The sequence below is a fragment of the Mycoplasmopsis felifaucium ATCC 43428 genome (assembly GCF_000687775.1).
Taxonomy (GTDB): domain Bacteria; phylum Bacillota_I; class Bacilli_A; order Mycoplasmatales; family Metamycoplasmataceae; genus Mycoplasmopsis; species Mycoplasmopsis felifaucium.
The window spans coordinates 1-19801 of sequence record NZ_JHXS01000010.1 but is presented as its reverse complement, the minus strand read 5'-3'; the positions used below and the strand labels follow the sequence as shown (position 1 = coordinate 19801).

General features: G+C 27.0%; 15 protein-coding genes. 3 read left to right on the top strand and 12 right to left on the bottom strand.

The genetic code is table 4. From position 1 onward, the window contains the following. Positions 1–235: 235 nt before the first annotated feature. The gene (locus T390_RS0102245; RefSeq protein ID WP_027334885.1) at positions 236–1549 is read left to right on the top strand and encodes a hypothetical protein; all 1314 of its coding nucleotides are present in this window, start codon (positions 236–238) and stop codon (positions 1547–1549) included. Between the two features lie 244 nt (positions 1550–1793). Here the strand turns inward: T390_RS0102245 and T390_RS0102240 are convergent, their stop codons facing one another. The 5 genes from T390_RS0102240 to T390_RS0102220 form a co-directional block, all read right to left on the bottom strand. After that, positions 1794–2501: a UpaP162 family type II restriction enzyme gene (locus T390_RS0102240; protein WP_036436103.1), complete on the bottom strand. Its 708-nt coding sequence runs from the start codon at positions 2499–2501 to the stop codon at positions 1794–1796. Further along, positions 2502–3788: a DNA cytosine methyltransferase gene (locus T390_RS0102235; protein WP_027334883.1), complete on the bottom strand. Its 1287-nt coding sequence runs from the start codon at positions 3786–3788 to the stop codon at positions 2502–2504. Positions 3789–3858: 70 nt separating this feature from the next. Beyond that, the gene (locus T390_RS03830) at positions 3859–5484 is read right to left on the bottom strand and encodes an MAG5620 family putative phospho-sugar mutase (RefSeq protein WP_051590856.1); all 1626 of its coding nucleotides are present in this window, start codon (positions 5482–5484) and stop codon (positions 3859–3861) included. A gap of 32 nt (positions 5485–5516) precedes the next feature. Then, positions 5517–8261 carry a DNA gyrase subunit A gene (gyrA, locus tag T390_RS0102225; RefSeq protein WP_027334882.1) on the bottom strand — a complete coding sequence of 915 codons (2745 nt, stop codon included), beginning with the start codon at positions 8259–8261 and terminating at the stop codon, positions 5517–5519. 143 nt (positions 8262–8404) lie between these two features. Then, entirely contained in the window at positions 8405–9394 is a 990-nt protein-coding gene (locus tag T390_RS0102220; RefSeq protein ID WP_027334881.1) for an NAD(P)-dependent oxidoreductase, read from the bottom strand. Between the two features lie 190 nt (positions 9395–9584). Here T390_RS0102220 and gltX point away from each other — a divergent pair, with 190 nt between their 5' ends. Beyond that, positions 9585–10976 carry a glutamate--tRNA ligase gene (gene gltX / locus T390_RS0102215; protein ID WP_027334880.1) on the top strand — a complete coding sequence of 464 codons (1392 nt, stop codon included), beginning with the start codon at positions 9585–9587 and terminating at the stop codon, positions 10974–10976. Then, positions 10967–11365, top strand: a complete 399-nt coding sequence (locus T390_RS0102210) for a hypothetical protein (RefSeq protein WP_027334879.1) — start codon at positions 10967–10969, stop codon at positions 11363–11365. The genes gltX and T390_RS0102210 overlap by 10 nt, the downstream gene beginning before the upstream one ends. Before the next feature lie 278 nt (positions 11366–11643). Here the strand turns inward: T390_RS0102210 and metK are convergent, their stop codons facing one another. The 7 genes from metK to T390_RS03825 all read right to left on the bottom strand — a co-directional run. Then, positions 11644–12786, bottom strand: a complete 1143-nt coding sequence (metK, locus tag T390_RS0102200) for a methionine adenosyltransferase (RefSeq protein WP_027334877.1) — start codon at positions 12784–12786, stop codon at positions 11644–11646. Between the two features lie 200 nt (positions 12787–12986). Next, complete coding sequence (locus T390_RS0102195) at positions 12987–13961, bottom strand: YwaF family protein (RefSeq protein ID WP_051590855.1); 975 nt, start codon at positions 13959–13961, stop codon at positions 12987–12989. Further along, entirely contained in the window at positions 13961–15325 is a 1365-nt protein-coding gene (gene ffh / locus T390_RS0102190; protein ID WP_027334875.1) for a signal recognition particle protein, read from the bottom strand. Before ffh ends, T390_RS0102195 begins: the two co-directional genes overlap by 1 nt. A 157-nt stretch (positions 15326–15482) precedes the next feature. Then, positions 15483–15722, bottom strand: coding sequence for a YdbC family protein (locus T390_RS0102185; RefSeq protein WP_027334874.1), 240 nt, complete (start codon positions 15720–15722; stop codon positions 15483–15485). A gap of 111 nt (positions 15723–15833) precedes the next feature. Beyond that, positions 15834–16850 (bottom strand): nicotinate phosphoribosyltransferase, encoded by a 1017-nt coding sequence (locus tag T390_RS0102180; RefSeq protein WP_036436099.1) that lies wholly within the window; start codon positions 16848–16850, stop codon positions 15834–15836. Between the two features lie 114 nt (positions 16851–16964). Further along, positions 16965–19403 (bottom strand): hypothetical protein, encoded by a 2439-nt coding sequence (locus T390_RS0102175; protein ID WP_027334872.1) that lies wholly within the window; start codon positions 19401–19403, stop codon positions 16965–16967. A 212-nt stretch (positions 19404–19615) separates the two neighbouring features. Further along, on the bottom strand, positions 19616–19801 hold a 186-nt coding region (locus T390_RS03825; protein WP_036436096.1), incomplete at its 5' end, for a hypothetical protein.

Below are 19801 nucleotides of genomic sequence, written 5' to 3'. Positions count from 1 at the left end.
ATTCCTAAGTTGTTTTACATATAATATTTTTTCCGTATATATCTAGCGGTCAACACTCGTCATATTAATTCCGCTGATATTATTATATATATGAATATAAAAGGGTATTTAGATATGAAAAATATCTGCAAAAATGTGAAAAATTTGCAGAAAGTACTAAAAAATTTTCACAGAATTTTTAGGTTTAATATTTATATATTAAAATAATTTTTTAATACTTTCATTGAGGTTCATAATGAATAAAAAAAATCGTAAATTATTGCTAAAACTTTCAGTACCAGTAGCATCTGCCTTAGTAGGCACTTCTTTAAGTATTTCTTGTTCAAATAAAGCATCAAGGGAAGCTTTTAAACAATATCAAGAAGTAGTTAATTCAATTTTAAATGTAGGTAAAACAAATGAATTAATAAGTTTATTACCTGCCAATAGTCAAAAAGTTTATATTGTTGACAATTATTATGCTAATGATTATTTCAATGTTAAAAATGCATATGAAAAGATTAATACATTAGATATTAAAACAATAAGTTTTTTAAATAACGAACTTAATACTAACTTAGAAAATGCTAAAAAAATTATTCAGGATAAAGAAACAACTCCTAATGATGAAGTTTCAAAAGCAAAAGAAAATTTAAGCTTATTGATTAGTGTTTTAAGACAATGAGAAAATATTGATGGTAATAAATTTGCTTATAGAACAACTAATAGCAATATAAGCGAAGTTATATCTGAATTTAGACAATATTTTACATATAACATTGCCGAATCAAATAATGAAAGCTTAATTAATTACTCAATTAATAAGCTTCATATGCTTATGGATTTTCATAGTGAACTCGGCAATGAATATGTTAGATTTTATAATTTTGATGATAATAAATTTGAAAAAGATAAATTTAGAGAATATCTAAAAGCTGAATTTGATAAATTAACTGAAGAAAGTTATAAATTTAAGGAATTAAATCCTTTTTTATACAATAAAGAACTTTATTTATTAGATAAGCTTTATATCTATTTAGAAATGCTTAAAAATACTAATATTAAATCAGGTTCAGAGCAATATTGGAATGATATTGAGAAAAACCTTTATAGATTAAAATTTATCAAAAAACTTTTTAATAATAGAACTGAAGAAATTAATAGCTTTGGTGTAGAAGAAAATAAAACGATCATTGAACTAAAAAATGAATTTAAAGATAATATTGATAAAGCTCAAAAGTTTTATAAATATAATTACTTAGGCAATTATGTAAGATACAATAAACTATTTAATTCATTTATATCTTTCGTACAATATGTATGAGATTTGGGGCCTAAAAATAGTGATGATACAAGATTTTTAATCTCTGTTTTTAAGGGATGAACCGAAAACTTTAAAGGAGCCTTAGAAACCTTTAAAAAGTGAAGTGATGCAATTAATAATTTTGAATTTATATCAGATAATATAAATTTCAATATTAGTTTACCATTCCCTGAATTAATGAAACACGATGATATTTTCCAATTAGCTAAAATCGCTCTATACAATAACCAAAATCATAGAGGATAGTTATTCGCAGACTAAAGGCACATTGTAAAATGTGTTTTTTTATTTAATTAAAAAACGCCTGTTTTATAGGCGTATTAAACAAACATTTTTTGCAATAAAGTTTTAATATTTAGGCTGTAGTTTTCATACAATATGAGACTTTTTATCTTACTACACACAAAAATGAAAACATTTAAAATTATTACATTGGTATGAACAACAAGATAATCTGAACCACAAAACCTAATTGTGAATAAACTTTACATTAAATTTCCGGATTACTTCCGTTATATATATCATCTATAAATGATTTTGTTTTAAAATAAGAAACATCATTCTTATCCATTTTATGATCTTTTAACCATGATGGCGGTATTTGTAATCTGCCTGAATTAGCTTTAAAATCCGCAGATCAATTTCTATGATCTTGCTTATGACCACAAGAAAAATCAATTTCTTCTAAGCAATATGCATCAACGCCACTTATTAATATCTTTCTTTCTCTATCTTTTGGCGATATTCCAAAATCGTAAAAAGTTTTGAGTATCATATAACTTTTTTCATTATTGACATTAGTAGAAACATAATCATTATGAAGAATATTTATAGCGGCAACGGCATTATTTGATGCACCGTTCTTTTGAACTTTAATATTTATCATTACGAATATATTATTATAATTTACATAACAATCATAGCTGGAATTAACAGTTGATTGATCACTTAATTTACGAACAACAATATCATTAATACTATTATGATTTTGAGTATATATTTCAAGTTTAGAAGTAATAAACTCTTCCATAATAAAACCTGTTGCCGTTGAAGTTTCAATGCAATTATTATCACTTGATAAAAGATTATATTCTTCTAGCCTTAATAAAAGTTCATTCCCGTAAACTTTAAAAATTTCTCTAAGATATGTTTGAACTTTATCTTTCACGAACATTATTTTTTCATAATAAGTTTTCATTTATTTTCTCCACTCATCATAAGATTTTAATATCGCTAATCCTATCGCTTTACCCAGTAGGCAAGGAACTGCATTTCCAATTTGAACCAATTGTCATTTTTTTGATCCACTAAATATAAAATTTTCCGGAAATGATTGTAATGTGGCTAATTCACGCGGGGTCATAACTCTATTTAAAATTGGATGTACATTGACACCACCATGATTCTCTTTTACGGTGCAAGAAGGTTTATTTCAATCCACTTTTTTTCAGGCATCACTATAATTACCATATAAACTTTTACCAATCGGTATTGCTTCTAATCTTTTTTTCATATCTTCACTAGTTTTTGAAAAAATATGATTAATATCTTTGTTTTCAGCCATTTCTACATATTTATCTAAAACTTTACCAACAGACACATAATTATTCTCATTATGTGTTGGCTTTGGATGATAGTTTTTTGCACCAATTCTATTACCTATAAAAATAACTCTTTGTCTATGTTGTGCCACTCCATAATCGGCACTGTTCAACACAGTAACATTGATATCGTATCCAATTTCTTTATAGTCATTTATAATTTTCTCTTCAATTTTACCATCCATCATTGAACGCAAACCTTTAACATTCTCCATTAGAACAAACTCAGGTTTTATTCTATTAACAATTTCTAGCATATCTAAATATAATGAATTTCTTGGGTCTGCAACAATTCTATTGCCTGCCATACTAAACCCCTGGCAAGGGAACCCACCAGCAATTAGGTGAATATGTTTGTTTTTTACCGATTGAATTAGATCTTGTTTTATTTTTTCATCTCTAATATCTCTATCAGAAACATTTTCTTTAAAGCCTTTTATTTTTGAGAAGTTGGTTTTATAAGTTTCAACTGCTTGAGGCATAATCTCAACAGAACCCACAGGCATCATACCTGACATTGTTAGCCCACAAGAAAGTCCTCCAGCTCCAGTAAATAAATCTATAAAATTGAAATCTCTTATATGTTGATTATTAGCCCAACCATCAATAGCCATCATTTCGCTTGAAATATCTACTCAACAGACTATATCATTTTTCTTTTTGATTTTATTGATTTTTGAATTTTTAATAGGATCTGAATAAGATGCAAATTCATTAAATTTTTTATCAATAGATATTTTTCAATTATTATAATCTTCCTCTAAAATTGAAGTTTTATTACCTTTTTTATAACTTTTTAAAGCTCCACTAGCTACTTCTCTTCTTATAAATTTGACAGTTCTGCCAGTTAATTCTGCGACTTCATTTATACTAAATTCATTCATCTAATCTCCTAACTTAACATTGTATTTTTGAACTATAACTTTAAACCTTATTGCTGGAACATTCTTATTATTAATCATTATTAGTTCCTTCTTTCATATCTACAGTTTCTGATTGAGTTAACACTTCTGTTAAAGGAGTATTTAATACTTTAACAGGTTTTTTCTTATTAACTTTATTTTGCTTATTAATCTGTTTTATAGACTTATTGATATATTTTTTCATTCTTGAATAATCCAAAAAGTAAGGAATATCATTTTGATTATATTCAGAACATAATTGGTGTTCAATGATTAATTTATCGTTTATAAAATCATATGTAAGTATCGTTGTATGTTTTCTTGTTGAATTAATAAGCTTTAATAAAGCATATTTATTATCGCTTCAGAATTTAAAAACATTAATTAAATCATATGTTTTGGATTTTTTATATGTATTAATGAAATGTTTAACGAGTGAACTGATATTCTCATAATTAAATGATACTTCTTTAGTTTTAAAAATAACTTTTCCAAAATTTTCAATTAATTTATCATTCTTAAATGAAAGTAAGTTATTTCTGTTTACATAACTGTTTAACATCCAAATTAAACAAACAATAAAGTAATAACTATTAAAGATATGCGAATATCTTGGATTAGCATTAATTTTGTCATATGAATAAGCAAAAATGCATTTTTCGTGGTTGATTACCGAACTTAATGCTTTAGAATTCGCAAAATAATATTTAACATTATATTGTTTAAGCAATTCTAAAACTTGATAAGAAGCATTAGGCGAAACTAAAACAAATAAGTCTTTCAAGTTAACTGTTTTAGAACGTTTTAATTCTTCTAAAAAGAAATCTAAATAAATTAAAACAACTTGGTTTGTGTTTAAACTTACTAATTTTCTATCAATTAATAAGTTAATTTTAAGGTTAGAATAATCATTAACTTTAATTAAACTTTGATACAAGTTTTTAATTGTATAGCTTTTATTAAAAAGCTTGTTAATCATTAAAATTCATCTAGTTTTTAAGTCAAAAGGTCTACAAATGAATTTTGAATCATAGTTGGTTAATAAATTATTAAGTAATTCTTGAGAATATGTATCTTGAGTAATAATTAGGTTTTTTGATTTATATCTTGGTTTAACATTAATAAAAGCACGCAAAATTTCACTTTTTGAAGCTTGTTCTTGTATTAAGTTGTTAGCATCAACTAAATTTAGATCGTGTACCTTTTTAATTTCAAAGTTTTCAGATTGATTTTTAATATTTTCATTAAATAAATTAGCTACTTTTTCTAAGTTTTCACCATAAATATAATTTAAGGTTTGGTTATAAATTTTAAATGTTAGATTGGTATCATTTTGATGTGAAATTATTTTAATAAAATAGTCTAATTTTGCTTTTTTAAAGGCTAATTCATCAAGTGTAGGATCTGTGCTAATTTTAGAATCATAGTTATAAATTATATGTTTATGATTTTTAAAAAAGTAGTTTATTTTTTCAACTATTGAATAAAATTTCGGATTGCCTTGATAAGATATTAAAATTTTCTTACCTGAAGCATTTTGTAAAACTTTATCTTGAATTAAGTTACATAAAAGATTATAAGAAAAATCACTTATTGGGTTTTTACTACTTGACTTAAGTAATATTGAATTATTACAATAAAATAATTTATCATTAATTCCAACATTATTATTTTTCATAAATACCTCTATAAATAAGTGATTTTAGTTTATTATTCATTTTCGCTATTTAGCTCTTCTAAGTCTAATTCATCTAAAGAAATTTCTTGAGTTTCTTCTTTAATTCTTTCTAATAATTCATTAGCTGATTTAGTAGCTTCTGAATCTATGGTTTCATCAATTTTAATGATTTCGACTGCTTGAATTTCTTCATTTTTCTTAAGGTTAATTAATTTAACACCTTTAGCGTTTCTGCCTGTTTCGCTAATTTGGCTTAATGGAGTTCTTATTGTTAGTCCACTAGTTGTAATAATCAATAATTCATCTTGAGGGTTAACAAAACGAGCGAAGACTAAATCTCCAGCTAATTTAGCATTAATACCGAGCACACCTTTTCCACCTCTTTTAACTAATCTAAATAATGAATGGTGTGTAATTTTACCGAAGCCTTTTTTACCTATTGTAAGAATTAATTCACCTTCATTGCTTGATGATGAAGAAATACATACAGCTTTTTCATCAAGTTTAATACCCTTAACACCAGTAGCAGTTCTTGATAATGGTCTAAAGTCGCTTGATTCAAATTTAACAATTCTTTGAGCATCACTAGCAAGTAAAACAAGTTCATCTTTGCCTAACACCATTGCTCTAATTAATTCGTCATCTTCTTTTAGACCAAAAGCATATTTACCGTTAGCGTTAATTCTCTCGTATTCAGAAAGGTTAGTTTTCTTAATCATTCCTTGTTTTGTGGCTGTAAATAAGTATTTATCATCATCATATGAATCAACTTGAACCATTGAAACAATTTTTTCGCCAGATTCAGTGTTTAATGAAGGAATAATGTTAATAAATGAAGTTCCTTTAGATTGGCGAGATTGTTCAGGGATTTCGTGAGCTCTAACTCTATAAACTCTAGCTAAGTTTGAAAATAATAATAGGTCTGTGTGAGTTGTGGTTGTAATAATTGATGCAATATCATCATCATTATATGTTTTCATTGTAGTAATGCCAACACCGCCTCTTCTTTGAGTTTTATACTCTTCAAGGTCCATTCTTTTAACATAACCTTTTGTACTGGTTGTAATAACAATGTCTCTTCTTGGAATTAAATCTTCATCAAGAATAGAATCGCTAGCAGTTAAATTAATTTCAGTTCTTCTTTTATCGTTGTATTTTTCTTTAATTTCATTTAATTCAAAAGTAATTAAATCAATTAATAAGTTTCTATCAGCTAAAATAGCTTCAATTTTGGTAATTTCTTTATTTAGTTCAGCCATTTCTTCAAGCATATTATCAATAGCCAAGCCGGTTAAACGACCTAAACGCATATCAACAATAGCTTTAGTTTGTTTTTCGCTTAAATTAAATCTTTTTGAAAGGTTTTCTTGAGCTTGTGCATCGGTTTTTGAGCTCTTGATGATTTTAATAACTTCATCAATATTTTCAACAGCTATTTTTAAACCTTCTAAAATATGCAATCTATCTTGAGCTTTTCTAAGATCGAATTGTAATCTTCTTGAAACAACATTTTCTTGGTGTTTTAAATAAACTTCTAAAGCTTGTTTTAAGTTTAATAATTTAGGCTCTCCATCAACTAAAGCTACAAAGTTAACGTTGTAATTTGATTGTAAGTTAGTTTGACGATAAAGTTTATTAAGAATAATTTCGGCATTTTCACCTTTTTTAATGTCTATTACAATTCTTATACCTTCACGGTTCGATTCATCACGCAAATCAGAAATACCATCAATTGCTTTTTCCTTAATTAATTGAGCAATTTTTTCAATAATGGCTGTCTTTTTAACTTCATAAGGAATTTCAGTAATAATAATTTTGCTTTTGCCGTTTGCAAAAGTTTCAATTTTAGCTACTGAACGAACAGGAATGCTACCTTTACCTGTTAAATATGCATCTTTAATACCTTGATTCCCAATAATCATAGCTCCAGTAGGAAAGTCAGGACCAGGTAAATAATTCATTAATTCTGGAATAGTAATCTCAGGGTTTTTAGCTAAAGCAATTGTAGCGTCAATAGTTTCACCTAAATTATGAGGTGGAATACTTGTAGCCATACCAACAGCGATACCAGAACCACCTGTAACAAGTAAGTTTGGGAATCTTGCAGGTAAAACTGATGGTTCTAGTTCACTTGCATCATAGTTATCAACAAAATCAACAGTATCTTTTTTGATACCTTCAAGCATTTCACCAGCAAGTTTAGATATTCTAGCTTCTGTATAACGCATTGCAGCTGCTTCATCACCATCAATAGAACCAAAGTTTCCGTGTCCATCAACTAAAGGATATCTCATAGAGAAATCCTGAGCCATACGAACCATAGCTTCATAAACAGATGAATCACCGTGTGGGTGATATTTACCAAGTACATCCCCAACAATACGAGCACTTTTACGGTGTTGACTACTATAGGTAATATTTAATTCACTCATATCATATAAAATACGGCGATGAACAGGTTTAAGGCCATCTCTTGCATCTGGAAGGGCTCTTGAAACAATAACACTCATTGCATACTCTAAGAATGAGTTTTTCATTTCTTTTGAAACTTGAATTGGACTTATACCGTCTTTTGCTTCTTCTAAAAGTTGTGATTTAACTTGATATTCTGGTTTATTTTGAGGAGCATCATCTTCTTCTTCGTCTTCTTCAACTTTTTTGTTATGTTTAAAAGCTATAAAAAGTTCACTTGTTTCTTCTTGATCGTTATTTTCTTGTTCTAATTTAGCATCTTCTTTTAATTCTGTTTCTCTATTATCTTCAAAATCTTTAGCCATATTAACTCCTTTTGTTTTTAGTACATATATAAATAATTATTCTTAGTAAATAAAACATATATTTATATAAATATAAATATTATACATTATTAAGCCTAAAAAATCAGGAAAAAATAGAGTAGCCTAACCAATTTTAGACTACTCTAAATTTCATTTTTGCAGGTATTATTTTCATCGAAGTCTTTTAAATTCTGCAAACTAATTTCAACCATATTTTGAACCGCTTCATTAGTGTATGATCCTATATGTGGAGTTAATAAAAATCTTGGGTATAAATCATTTAATTGCTTTATGGTTTCGTTATTTTTGATAATGTCTTTTTTGCCAAAAAATTCTTTTTCATTATTTAATACATCAGTAGCATAAGCGTAGATTAAATTTTCTTTTAAGGCTTTTAAAATGTCTTGTTCGTCTTGAATTTGCCCTCTAGAAGCATTTATGAAAATAGCTTCTTCTTTTGCTTGTTTAAGCAGATTATAATTGATTATTTTATCATTTACATCCTTGATATAAGGACAATGGAAAATAACGATATCTGATTTTTTAACTAACTCATTAAGAGATTTTACTAATTTAACTGTTTCAATAGCTTTTTGGCTTGGATATGGGTCATATCCAATAACATCTGAATTAAATGCTTTAAAATATTTAGCAGTTGTTAAACCTATATTACCTAAACCAACAATACCAACAGTTTTATTTTTCAATTCATACGAAAAACCTTCAAGCGTGATAGTTAAATCATCATTATTAGCTTTATTAGCAAAATAAATTAATCTTCTTGATAAACTAATTGCACACGAAAAAGCTCATTCACTAATAGCACTTGGACTATAACTTGGAACGTTAGCTACTCTTATTTGATATTTTACACAGGCTTTTAAATCAATATGTTCATAACCTGTTGTTCTAGTTAGAATATATTTAACTCCCTTAAGACTTAATTCTCTTATTAGAACTTCATCAACATAAGAATCTGCCCTAATTATTACGGCATCTACACCATTAAGCACTTCAATGTTTTTACATGTTAAACATTCGTCAAATATAATTAATTCAATACGGGAATAAACGCACGATGCTATAAAATAGCTTTTTTCAATTTCACGAACAGAAAAGGCAGCTACTTTCATAAAACCTCCAAGATAGTTAATAATTGTATATCTGTAATAACCTGAAAAATAATATCATTTTACTTATTATCATATAAAACAGTTATATTAGTAAAAACTAGTTAAAAATATGCATTATTATCATTTATATAATTTAATAGTAAAATTATATAATATAAACATTTATTTAAATATCTACATTGGAGGTATTATGAAAAAAATAAGAACTAGATATGCACCAAGTCCGACAGGTTATTTACATATAGGCGGAGCAAGAACTGCGTTATTTAACTATTTATTTGCTAAACATTTTGATGGCGAATTTGTTTTTAGACTAGAAGATACGGATGTTAAAAGAAATGTAGCTGACGGTGAAAGAAGTCAACTTGAAAACCTTGCTTGGTTAGGTATTATTCCTGACGAAAGTCCATTAAAACCAAATGAAAAATACGGAAAATATCGTCAAAGTGAAAAAATCGCTAGATATCAAAGTATTGCAAACTTATTAATTGAAAAAGGATTAGCTTATAAAGCATATGATACTACAGAAGAATTAGAAAAACAACATGCAGAAAGTGATGCAAAAGGTATAGCTTCATTTAGATATGACAGAAACTGATTAAAGATTTCAGACGAAGACAAAGCTAAAAGAGATGCACTAGGTGCATACTCAATTAGATTAATTATGCAAAATAATGAAACTTTAGCTTGAAACGATATTGTTAGGGGTCCTATTAGTTTTGATTCGAGTGATATTGGCGACTGAGTAATTCAAAAATCTGATGGATACCCTACATATAATTTTGCTGTAGTTGTTGATGATCATGATATGGAAATTACACACGTTTTAAGAGGTGAAGAACATATCACTAACACACCAAAACAATTAGCTATTTACAAAGCATTAGGTTGAAAACATCCAGAATTTGGACACTTAACAGTTATTACAAATATGGAAGGTAAAAAACTTTCAAAAAGAGATACTTCATTGAAACAATTTATTGAAGATTACAAAAACGAAGGCTATAACCCTGAAGCTATCTTTAACTTTCTGGCTTTATTAGGTTGAACAAGTGCAGATAGTCAAGAAGTTATGTCTAAAGATGAATTAATAAATAAATTTGATCCTGAAAGATTAAGTAAGTCTCCTTCAAAATTTGACATCAAAAAAATGCAATGATTTTCTAAACAATATATTAAAAATATGGATACTGAAACTATTATAAATATGCTTAATTGGGAAAATGACGACTGAACAAAATTATTTGTTGATACTTTTAAACAAAGTGTATATACATTAGAACAATTAAAAGAAGAGAAACATATTTATGATAAGCCAAGCAAAGTAAAACCTTATATACCTCAAGAAGACTTAAATGTAGTTAATGTCTTTGCGCAAAAATTAAATCAAGGCGATTTTACAATTGAAGCAATTCAAAACGCAATTGACCAAACACAAAGTGAAACAGGCAAAAAAGGAAAAAATCTTTTTATGCCTATTAGATTAGCCACAACTTATGTTGAACACGGTCCGGAATTGGCTAAATCAATTTATTTATACAGCAAAGAGTTAATTCTTGAAAGATTAAACTCATGAAAATAATTTTTAAGTCTTTAGTAAAACAGCCTGAAGTTGAAGATACAAAAGTTCATCAAGAATTAGATTCAAATTATGAACTTTATAAAGATGATAAAGATAATGAATTTCACACCTTTACATTCAAAGATACTGATGAAAATAAAACTAGTACGAGAATTGAGTTTCACCCTAATTATGTAAATATATTTAGAGGTCCTTCTGAATTCTATTTTGAATTAAATAAAGAAAGAAATGACTCGATTTTAGACTTAGGAAACGGAATGAAATTTCCATTAATAACACAACTAAAAAATGTAGAGATTTTAGATAAAGTTAAAAAAGTACATTATGTAATTATGTCTGCAAATAATCAAATTATTTCAGAATGTTTTATTGAAATTGAACACGAATAAGAGAATAGGAAACTATTCTTTTTTTATTAACCAAATGCAAATAAAAACTTCCTTGCGGAAGTTATATTATTAAAATATCAATTGATACAAGATGAGAATAATTAAGCAGCAGCTTGAGCAGCTCTTTCAGCTCTTCTTTTGTCTCTAGCTTCTTCTAATTGTAATTTGTGTAATCTTTTAGCAGCAATTTTTTTGTTTCTAATTCTTACAATTTTACGCATGTTTTCTCCTTTATTTGTAGCTTGTTGGTTAATTAATATTAATATTTTAGCATAATTTTATTTTATATTTAAGTAGTTTTTAATTTTATCAACCATATTCAATTTTTCTCAAGGTAAGTCTAAGTCATTTCTACCAAAATGGCCAAAATAAGCTGTTTTAGCGTAAATTGGCTGTCTTAAATTTAACTCATGAATAATTGCTCTTGGACGTAAATCAAATAAATGGTCGATAACTTTAATGATTTTTTCTTTTGAAACTTTTTCAGTGCCGAATGTATCAACTAAGATTGATATAGGTTTAGCTACACCAATAGCATAAGAAATTTGCATTTCAATTTTTTCAGCTAAACCGGCAGCAACAAGATTTTTAGTAATTCATCTGCAAGCATAAGCGGCCGATCTATCTACTTTAGTAGCATCTTTACCGCTGAAGGCACCACCTCCGTGATGTGCTGTTCCTCCATAAGTATCTACTATAATTTTACGGCCCGTTAATCCTGTATCTCCGACAATACCACCGATAACAAATCTACCAGTTGGATTAATTAGAATATGTTCAGGCATATTTAACTTATATGATTGTAAAACAGGCTTAATGATATCATTAATGATGTAATTTTTAAATTCGGATTCGTTGAAATTCTCATTGTGTTGACAAGAAAATAATACTGTATCTACTTTTGAATGATTTTTATCCGAATAATCAATAGTAACCTGGCTTTTCATATCACTTTTAGCATACTTAAATTTGCCAAATTTTCTTAATTCATTGGCTTTTTTGACAATTGCATGTGCCAAGGTAATAGCTAAAGGCATATATTCAGGTGTTTCATTTGTAGCATAACCAAACATAATGCCTTGATCTCCAGCACCAATTTCATCTTCATTTAAAATGACACCTTGAGCAATATCACTACTTTGTTCTTTGATGTCAGCAATAACTTTAATATTTTCAGATTTATAATCATCATCAATTTCTCTAATCGTATTTAAAGCTATTTCTTTAACATCTACATGAGCATTAGAAGAAACTTCACCAGTAATATATATAGTATTACCAGAAGCCATAACTTCAATAGCTGTTCTAGCAAAAGGATCTTGTTTTAAATAAGCATCTAAAATAGCATCACTAATTTGATCGCAAATTTTATCAGGGTGCCCTTGACCCACTGATTCACTTGTAAATAATGTTTTATACATAAATAAAAAAACTCCTTACTAGCGCTAAAATTAAGGAGTCTTTGAAAATTTCGCATGTTGAATATTTTAAATATTCCTCACTATCCACCTTACAAAAAGCAGGTTGGCTTGTTTCAATGCTGTTAAGCTCCACAACTCTTTATGCGCTTTAAAAATTATGATTATAGTATAACATAAACCAGCCTAAATCATAAAATAAACTAAGCTATTTTATTCTTTTTGAATGCTGTTTTAAATGTAGTTTTGTAGTAAGCTCACACTTCCGATTTAAAAATATAAGCCTTAATTTTGCCATCTTGTTTTTCAATATGAATTTTATCCGTTAAACACCATAAAACAACTGATAAAGTTAAAACAAGAATACCAAGCAATGTAAATGTAAGTAGATTAAGAGGCCATTCAACTATTCAGCCTAAACGAGAGTACATATCGTTGTATTCACTTTTTCCTAAATAGAAATAATTACTTCTTCATCTTATGTTATGTGCAAAGCTTGCTGTTGATAAATTAATTATTCACATTGCAAAACACAATGAACCAAATAATATAACTGTAATAACAGTATCTTCAAATTTATATTTATCGTTTGTGAATGCAAACATTAATGAAATCATTAATAAAATAAATGCATGTGCCAATATATAATCATAGAATCAGAAATTATCTGCACCAACACTCTTATAAATGCCTGGAATAAAAACAGATAATAAAGCTCCAAATATACCTAGATGTCCATAATATTTAATTCAGTTTAACTTATTAAAAATTAAAGAAAAAGCTATAAATAATAAGATTAACCTGCAAAAATGCAAAGGCACAATTTCTCATAGCATTGGATAATTAGTGGCTAAAACTAATATACTTCTAGCTATTATCATAGTTAGTGTAATACTTCCAATTAAAACTCAGAAATCTTTTTTACGCATTGACATTATTAAACTTTTATTTTGATAATTTTGTCTAATCACTCTTCTAAATAGATATATAAGTAAACAAGCAACTAGTGTAAGCATAAAAATAGTTCAGTAAAGTGCTTGAGAAGTTGTATCTTTAAATTCTAAAGTTCCAGGAATATTTTTGAATAATACTTGATGTTTAGTTGAATCATAATACGCTTCATTATTAAAGAAATCAGGAACCTTTAATTTTTCAATATTTGTCATTACCTTAGACATTAAAACGCACCACCATTTGGATTAAAGCCCATTTTCATCAAGTCAGATAAGTTTCCGCTTTTAACTTTTTTAGCCATTTCAGTCATATTTTTGACCATAGCATCAAAATCATTTAATAAACGATTATATTCATGAGGTGTACGACCTGAACCAGCTATTATTCTAGCTTTTCTAGAAGCTTGTTTTAAAAGTTTTGGATTTTTTCTTTCTTTTTTAGTCATAGAGTTAATTAAAACTTCATAAGTAGCCATTTTTAATTCAGCTTCTTCAACTTTTTCATCGTTGATTTTATTAGCTAAGCCAGGAATCATTTTTAGAATTCTAGACATTTTACCCAATTTTTTAATTTGTGCTAAATTGTTCATCAAATCATCAAGTGTAAATTGACCCCTTAAAATTTTAGCGATCATATTATTAGCCATTGATGGATCAATTACTTCTTCAGCTTTTTCAATTAAGCTCATAACATCACCCATACCAAGGATACGGTCAGCCATTCTTTCTGGATAGAATAAATCTAAGTTAGAAATTTTTTCACCAGTACCTATAAATCTAATTGGTAAGCTTAATACTTTAGAAATACTTAAAGCTGCACCACCACGAGCATCAGAATCAAGCTTAGTTATTATGCTTCCTGTCAATTTTAGTTTTTCATTAAAGGTTTCTGCAACGTTAATAATATCTTGACCACTTAAAGCATCAACTACAATTAAAATTTCTTCAGGCGAAGCAATTACTTTTAAATCATGCAATTCTTGCATTAAAGGTTCATCAATACTTAAACGACCTGCAGTATCTATAATTATAAGGTCATTCCTATTTTCGTGTGCATATTTTAAAGCTTCAGTAACAATATTTTGAGCTGAATCGCTAGTTCCTTTTTCAAAATAAGAAACTTGAATGCTTTTAGCTAAGGTAACTAGTTGTTGAACAGCAGCAGGACGATAAATATCAGCTGCAACTAATAAAGGATTATCAGCCATTTTTTTCTTTTTAAAGTAGTATGCTAACTTAGCACAAGCTGTTGTTTTACCACTACCTTGCAATCCTGTCATCATTATAATATAGGGCTTTTTGGTAATTTCAATTGGTTTAGCTGTGCCACCTAAAATATCTACAAGTTCATTGTGAACAATTTTAATCATTGTTTGAGATGCATTTAATGTACCAACTAAATTAGCTTCTAATGCTTTAGCTTTAACATTTGCAATAAAATCTTTAACTACTTTTAAGTTAACGTCAGCTTCTAGTAAAGCCATTTTAATATCCCTTGCAACCGCTAAAATGTCTTCTTCATTAACAACAGTTTTACTTGCCATTTTCTGAATTGATTTTTGAATTCTATTTTCTAAAAAACTTAGCATAATTCCTCACTTTAATTTAAAAATAAAAGAATGATTGAAATTTAAAAAATACTTTATTAAAATAATTTCAACCATCGCAACATATATAACCGAATATCGCAAAAGCGACCTAAAGAATGTAAGATTGACTTACAAAATTATAGTAATTAATTGATTATTAATGATTCTTGATTTCTTCACCAATTAGTTCGTGTAATTTTACTAATTCTTCATATGTTAAAGTAATACCTTTGCTTGATCTTGAGTGATCTTCGCTTCAGTCTCTAATATCATATTTTGGTTCTGATCCGTTTCAAGAGATAAAGTTTAATTCCTTTTTATATCCACCACTTGTAATTGATATAGTCCCTAATTCACGTTCAATTTTATTAGTAATTTCAGGTCTTTTGAATGCCATAAAGTCTCCTCAATAATAAAAATACAATTAATATTTATATTATTATATTATATTAATATTAATAAGCCAGTAAAATAGCTTAGCACAGTAGCTAAGCCTAATAATTTATGATTATTTTCCGTGATATTCAATTAATCTAGGATTTGGATTATAACCTCTTCCTTCTTTAGCTTCTCTATTACCATTTAAAATAGTTGCATCAGCTGAGAAACTAGCTACCATTTTAAAAATAGCTTGACCGACTCCATAACTATCTACAGGAGCATTAGCTTGTTCAAATTTTTTGATTTTTTCAGCATTAAAACCACTGGATACAATAATTTTTACATCTTTAGCACCGGCTTCATCTAAAGCTTTTCTTAATCTTTTAACTTGTTCAATATTTACACCGTAAAATTCTTCATTATCAGGCTCATTATCAAACATATGGTCCTTCATATTTTTAGATGTATCAATTCTTACACCATATAATTGAGCCCCTAGCACTTTATATGATTCTAAAGCTTGTTCAATAACATTATTATGATAGTCTACTAATGAAATAATTTTACTTTCTGGGAATAATTTACCGTAAGCTTCCATAGCTTTAGCAGTATTACCAGCAAAATTTTGAATTAAAATATGAGGAACTGAACCAAAAGTATTTTGACTATGTAAAACATTTTGCATTTCAGTAGAAACAGAAGTTATGCCTGCTAAAGCAACAGCTTTGCCATCTATTTCTTGCATTAAATAATGATCTGCCCTATCGCCCATAAAAATAACATTTTTTCCGTTTGCAGCTTTTACACAGTCATATGCGTTAGAAGCTATAGATGAGCTTCTAGTAAGCATCCCATCAATCATTCCTTCGTATTTACCAAAATCTTGATAATGCCCAATTAATTCTAAAACTACTTCTTTGTTTTGAATTATTGAGCCATCTGGTAAGTATCTAATTTGATATTTTGAAGTATCAGTATTTTTTTCAAGGAATTCCAAAACTTCTTGCATACCTGCTAGCATTGAATTATCTCTTCTTTGGAAAAATTGTAATGTTATTACATTATCAGGATTAAATGTTTCAAGTATTTTAGTAGTCTTTAAAAAATAACTTGAAATGTATTTATCAAAATTATTGTTTTGCACATTTCTCCTTAATATTTTATTAGTGTATAAATTTTATCATTTTTTATAGTTTATACACTTATATATAGTTTTAATTTGTATCAAAAAATAAACAAAAAAGCCTGTTTTATAGGCTTAATTATTTGTATTATTTTTATAAGTTATTGATATATCTAAAGGATTTTCATTGATTAATTCATAAGCAAAGTTATCACTTTGTGAATCCAATGTATATGCTGTATCTGCGAAGTATACATGAAGCTTAATTGTTCTTGTTGATTCTTCGTATTCTCAAGGAACTCTATTAACAATATGACCGATTAGATCTCTTTTTTCTAATCATGCTTCCATACTTGTTTCAGGTGTAGGTAAAAATGGAGAATTTTGAGTAAAGTTATTTATAACAAACTTTTGTTTAGTTGCCATTTTAATTCATCTTGAAAAATCAATTAAGAAATCGCCTAAAATATTATTTGAAAAATCAACAAGACTTAATCTATCTTTTCAGAAGAAGCCAATAGAAGCAGTTTTTGGATCACTATTATTAAAATTAGTAGAAACAGCTAACTCAGTAACTGCGGTTCTTGAATTTGAAGGAGCTTCTTGCTTTGATTTAACTTCAGATTTAACCTTATTTTCAAATTTTTCAAATGCTGCTGTTTTATAGTTATTTAAAACTGTCTGAATATTTGCTGTTCATAACTTGTTTAATACTTTATATGTTTCATCTCTTAACTTATTTGAAATAGCTATTGTGTCATTAATCATTTTAGTTCTTCCTTCTTCTCCTGAAGGATAAGTATTATTTAATTGAACTTTTAGCTCTTCTAAAAGTTGCTCAATTTTATTAATTGCTTCTTCACCGAATTCATTTTTTCATTTTTCTGATTTAACAACTTCAAGATAAGTAGGTAAATATATTGTGCCATTTTCATCTTGTGAAATTAATTCTTTTTCAAAATAAGCTCTCTTAAGATTTGAAAGTCTCTTATTTTGCGAAACTATAACAGTTCCATCTTCAACTGATCTAATTTTGTCTAATTCACCTTTAAAATAGGTTAATTTATTAATTAGATCATTTTTAGTTAACGCCTCATTTAGATTATCAATAAATGATTTAATTGATGCCTTTAATGTAGATAATGGAACTAAAACGCTAGTTTGCATAGAAACACTTTTAACTGGATCATTTTTAATTCTATTTTCAAAACTATTAACAGTGTTTAAAAGTTCAGTAAATGAATATAAATTACTACTATTTAGAATTTGTACGCTAGACTCATTATTTGATGATCCGATCGAAACTACTCCAGTTTCAAAATATTTATCATTTATAGATTTAATTTTTTCTTTTAAATTTATTTTATTTGAATTAATAGTTTCTAAAGTTGGCAATTCATTATTTTTAAATAAATCCATATAACTAGTAGATTTATTTATTAAATCAAAGAATATTTTAAAACTACTTAAAACAGGGAATGATTGTACTGAAGAAATATATAAATGTTTTGCCCCAAGAATAGTGTCAAAGAAATCTCTTAAAGACAACATATATTGTTGTAGACTAGTTAAATATGTTTGATTCAATTTAACTAATGAATCTATAAAATTGATGTTATCGCCAGATTGTAATGAATTTATTGTAATTGCTTCTTGTTTTTTAAAAACATCTTGTGATGATTTTAAATAATTATTAAACGCTTCTAAAAATATTGGATCATCAACATTTTGTGATACTTTTTGTGCATCATATGCTACATTAACTCCATTACTTAATAATTTTCTATTAATTTTTTTATATATATCTTTAATGCCATCTTCTGCAAAATCTACTTTATTAAGAACTTCTCCAAGCTTAATTTTTGTAGATGTTTCATCAGAATTAATTGCATCATCAGTATTTGAAGAATTATTATTTACTTTGGTAGGATTTTGAATATATGATGAAATATATAAATTAAGTTTTAATTCATTAATCTTTAGCTTAGCTTGATTTATATTAGTTGTAAGTTCAGCAATATTATGCTTATTTTTATTAATAAAATCTACATCAGTAATTAAAATTTCATTATTTAAAACTAAATTATTGAATTTAGAATTCAAATAGTCAAATATTAAAAAGTAATAGTTTGAATCTATTTCATTAAGTGAAGTTTTTAAATTTTTAATTTCCGAATTCAACTGATTTATGCCGTTATTATTTAAAGTATATAAATCCAATATAAAGATAATATTATTTTTTGCCTTATCATCTTGATTTTTAAAATTAGTTAAATTTTCTTCTAGATTTTTATATATCGTTGAATTTACAGCTGAATTATTTACTTCATTTTTAAGTTTTTTAAGTAAAACTTCTGATAATTTAATTAAATCTGAATCAGATTTTGAATAATTATCTGATTTTTTAACAGTATCTAATTGTGAAGTAGATAAAATCATTTGATTATTTGAACTATCTTTCGTATTATTTACATTCGTTTCATTAGATGCAGAATTACCGCAAGATACAGAAATAAAACTAACTAATGTAGTTCCTGTTATAACTGGTATTAATGTAAGTTTTTTTATTTTCATATTAACTCCTAAATTTAAATAATTATATTATTTAAAATGAAAAAATATAAAACTTTCCAAATTAGGAAAGCTTTATAAAATGCAAAAGTGAGGTTCCGCCTAAAACGATAAATAATAAAAATCTATTTTAATAATAGACTATTGTTTAGAAAGCAATAGAAAAGATTGCCTTATAAGGCAAAAAAGATGAATTTTTTAATGAATTTTATAAATTATCTGAATTGTCGTTTCATATTAATGAACGAGTTTGAAATTTTCTCTAACTGAGAAGGCTTGAAATTTTTATAATTTCAGTCAGCGATATTGTACCTTTCAATTTTATTAATTCTTTCTTGAATTATATCCATATCACTTTGAGTGAATTTATCCATAGATGTACCTTTTGGGATAAATCTTCT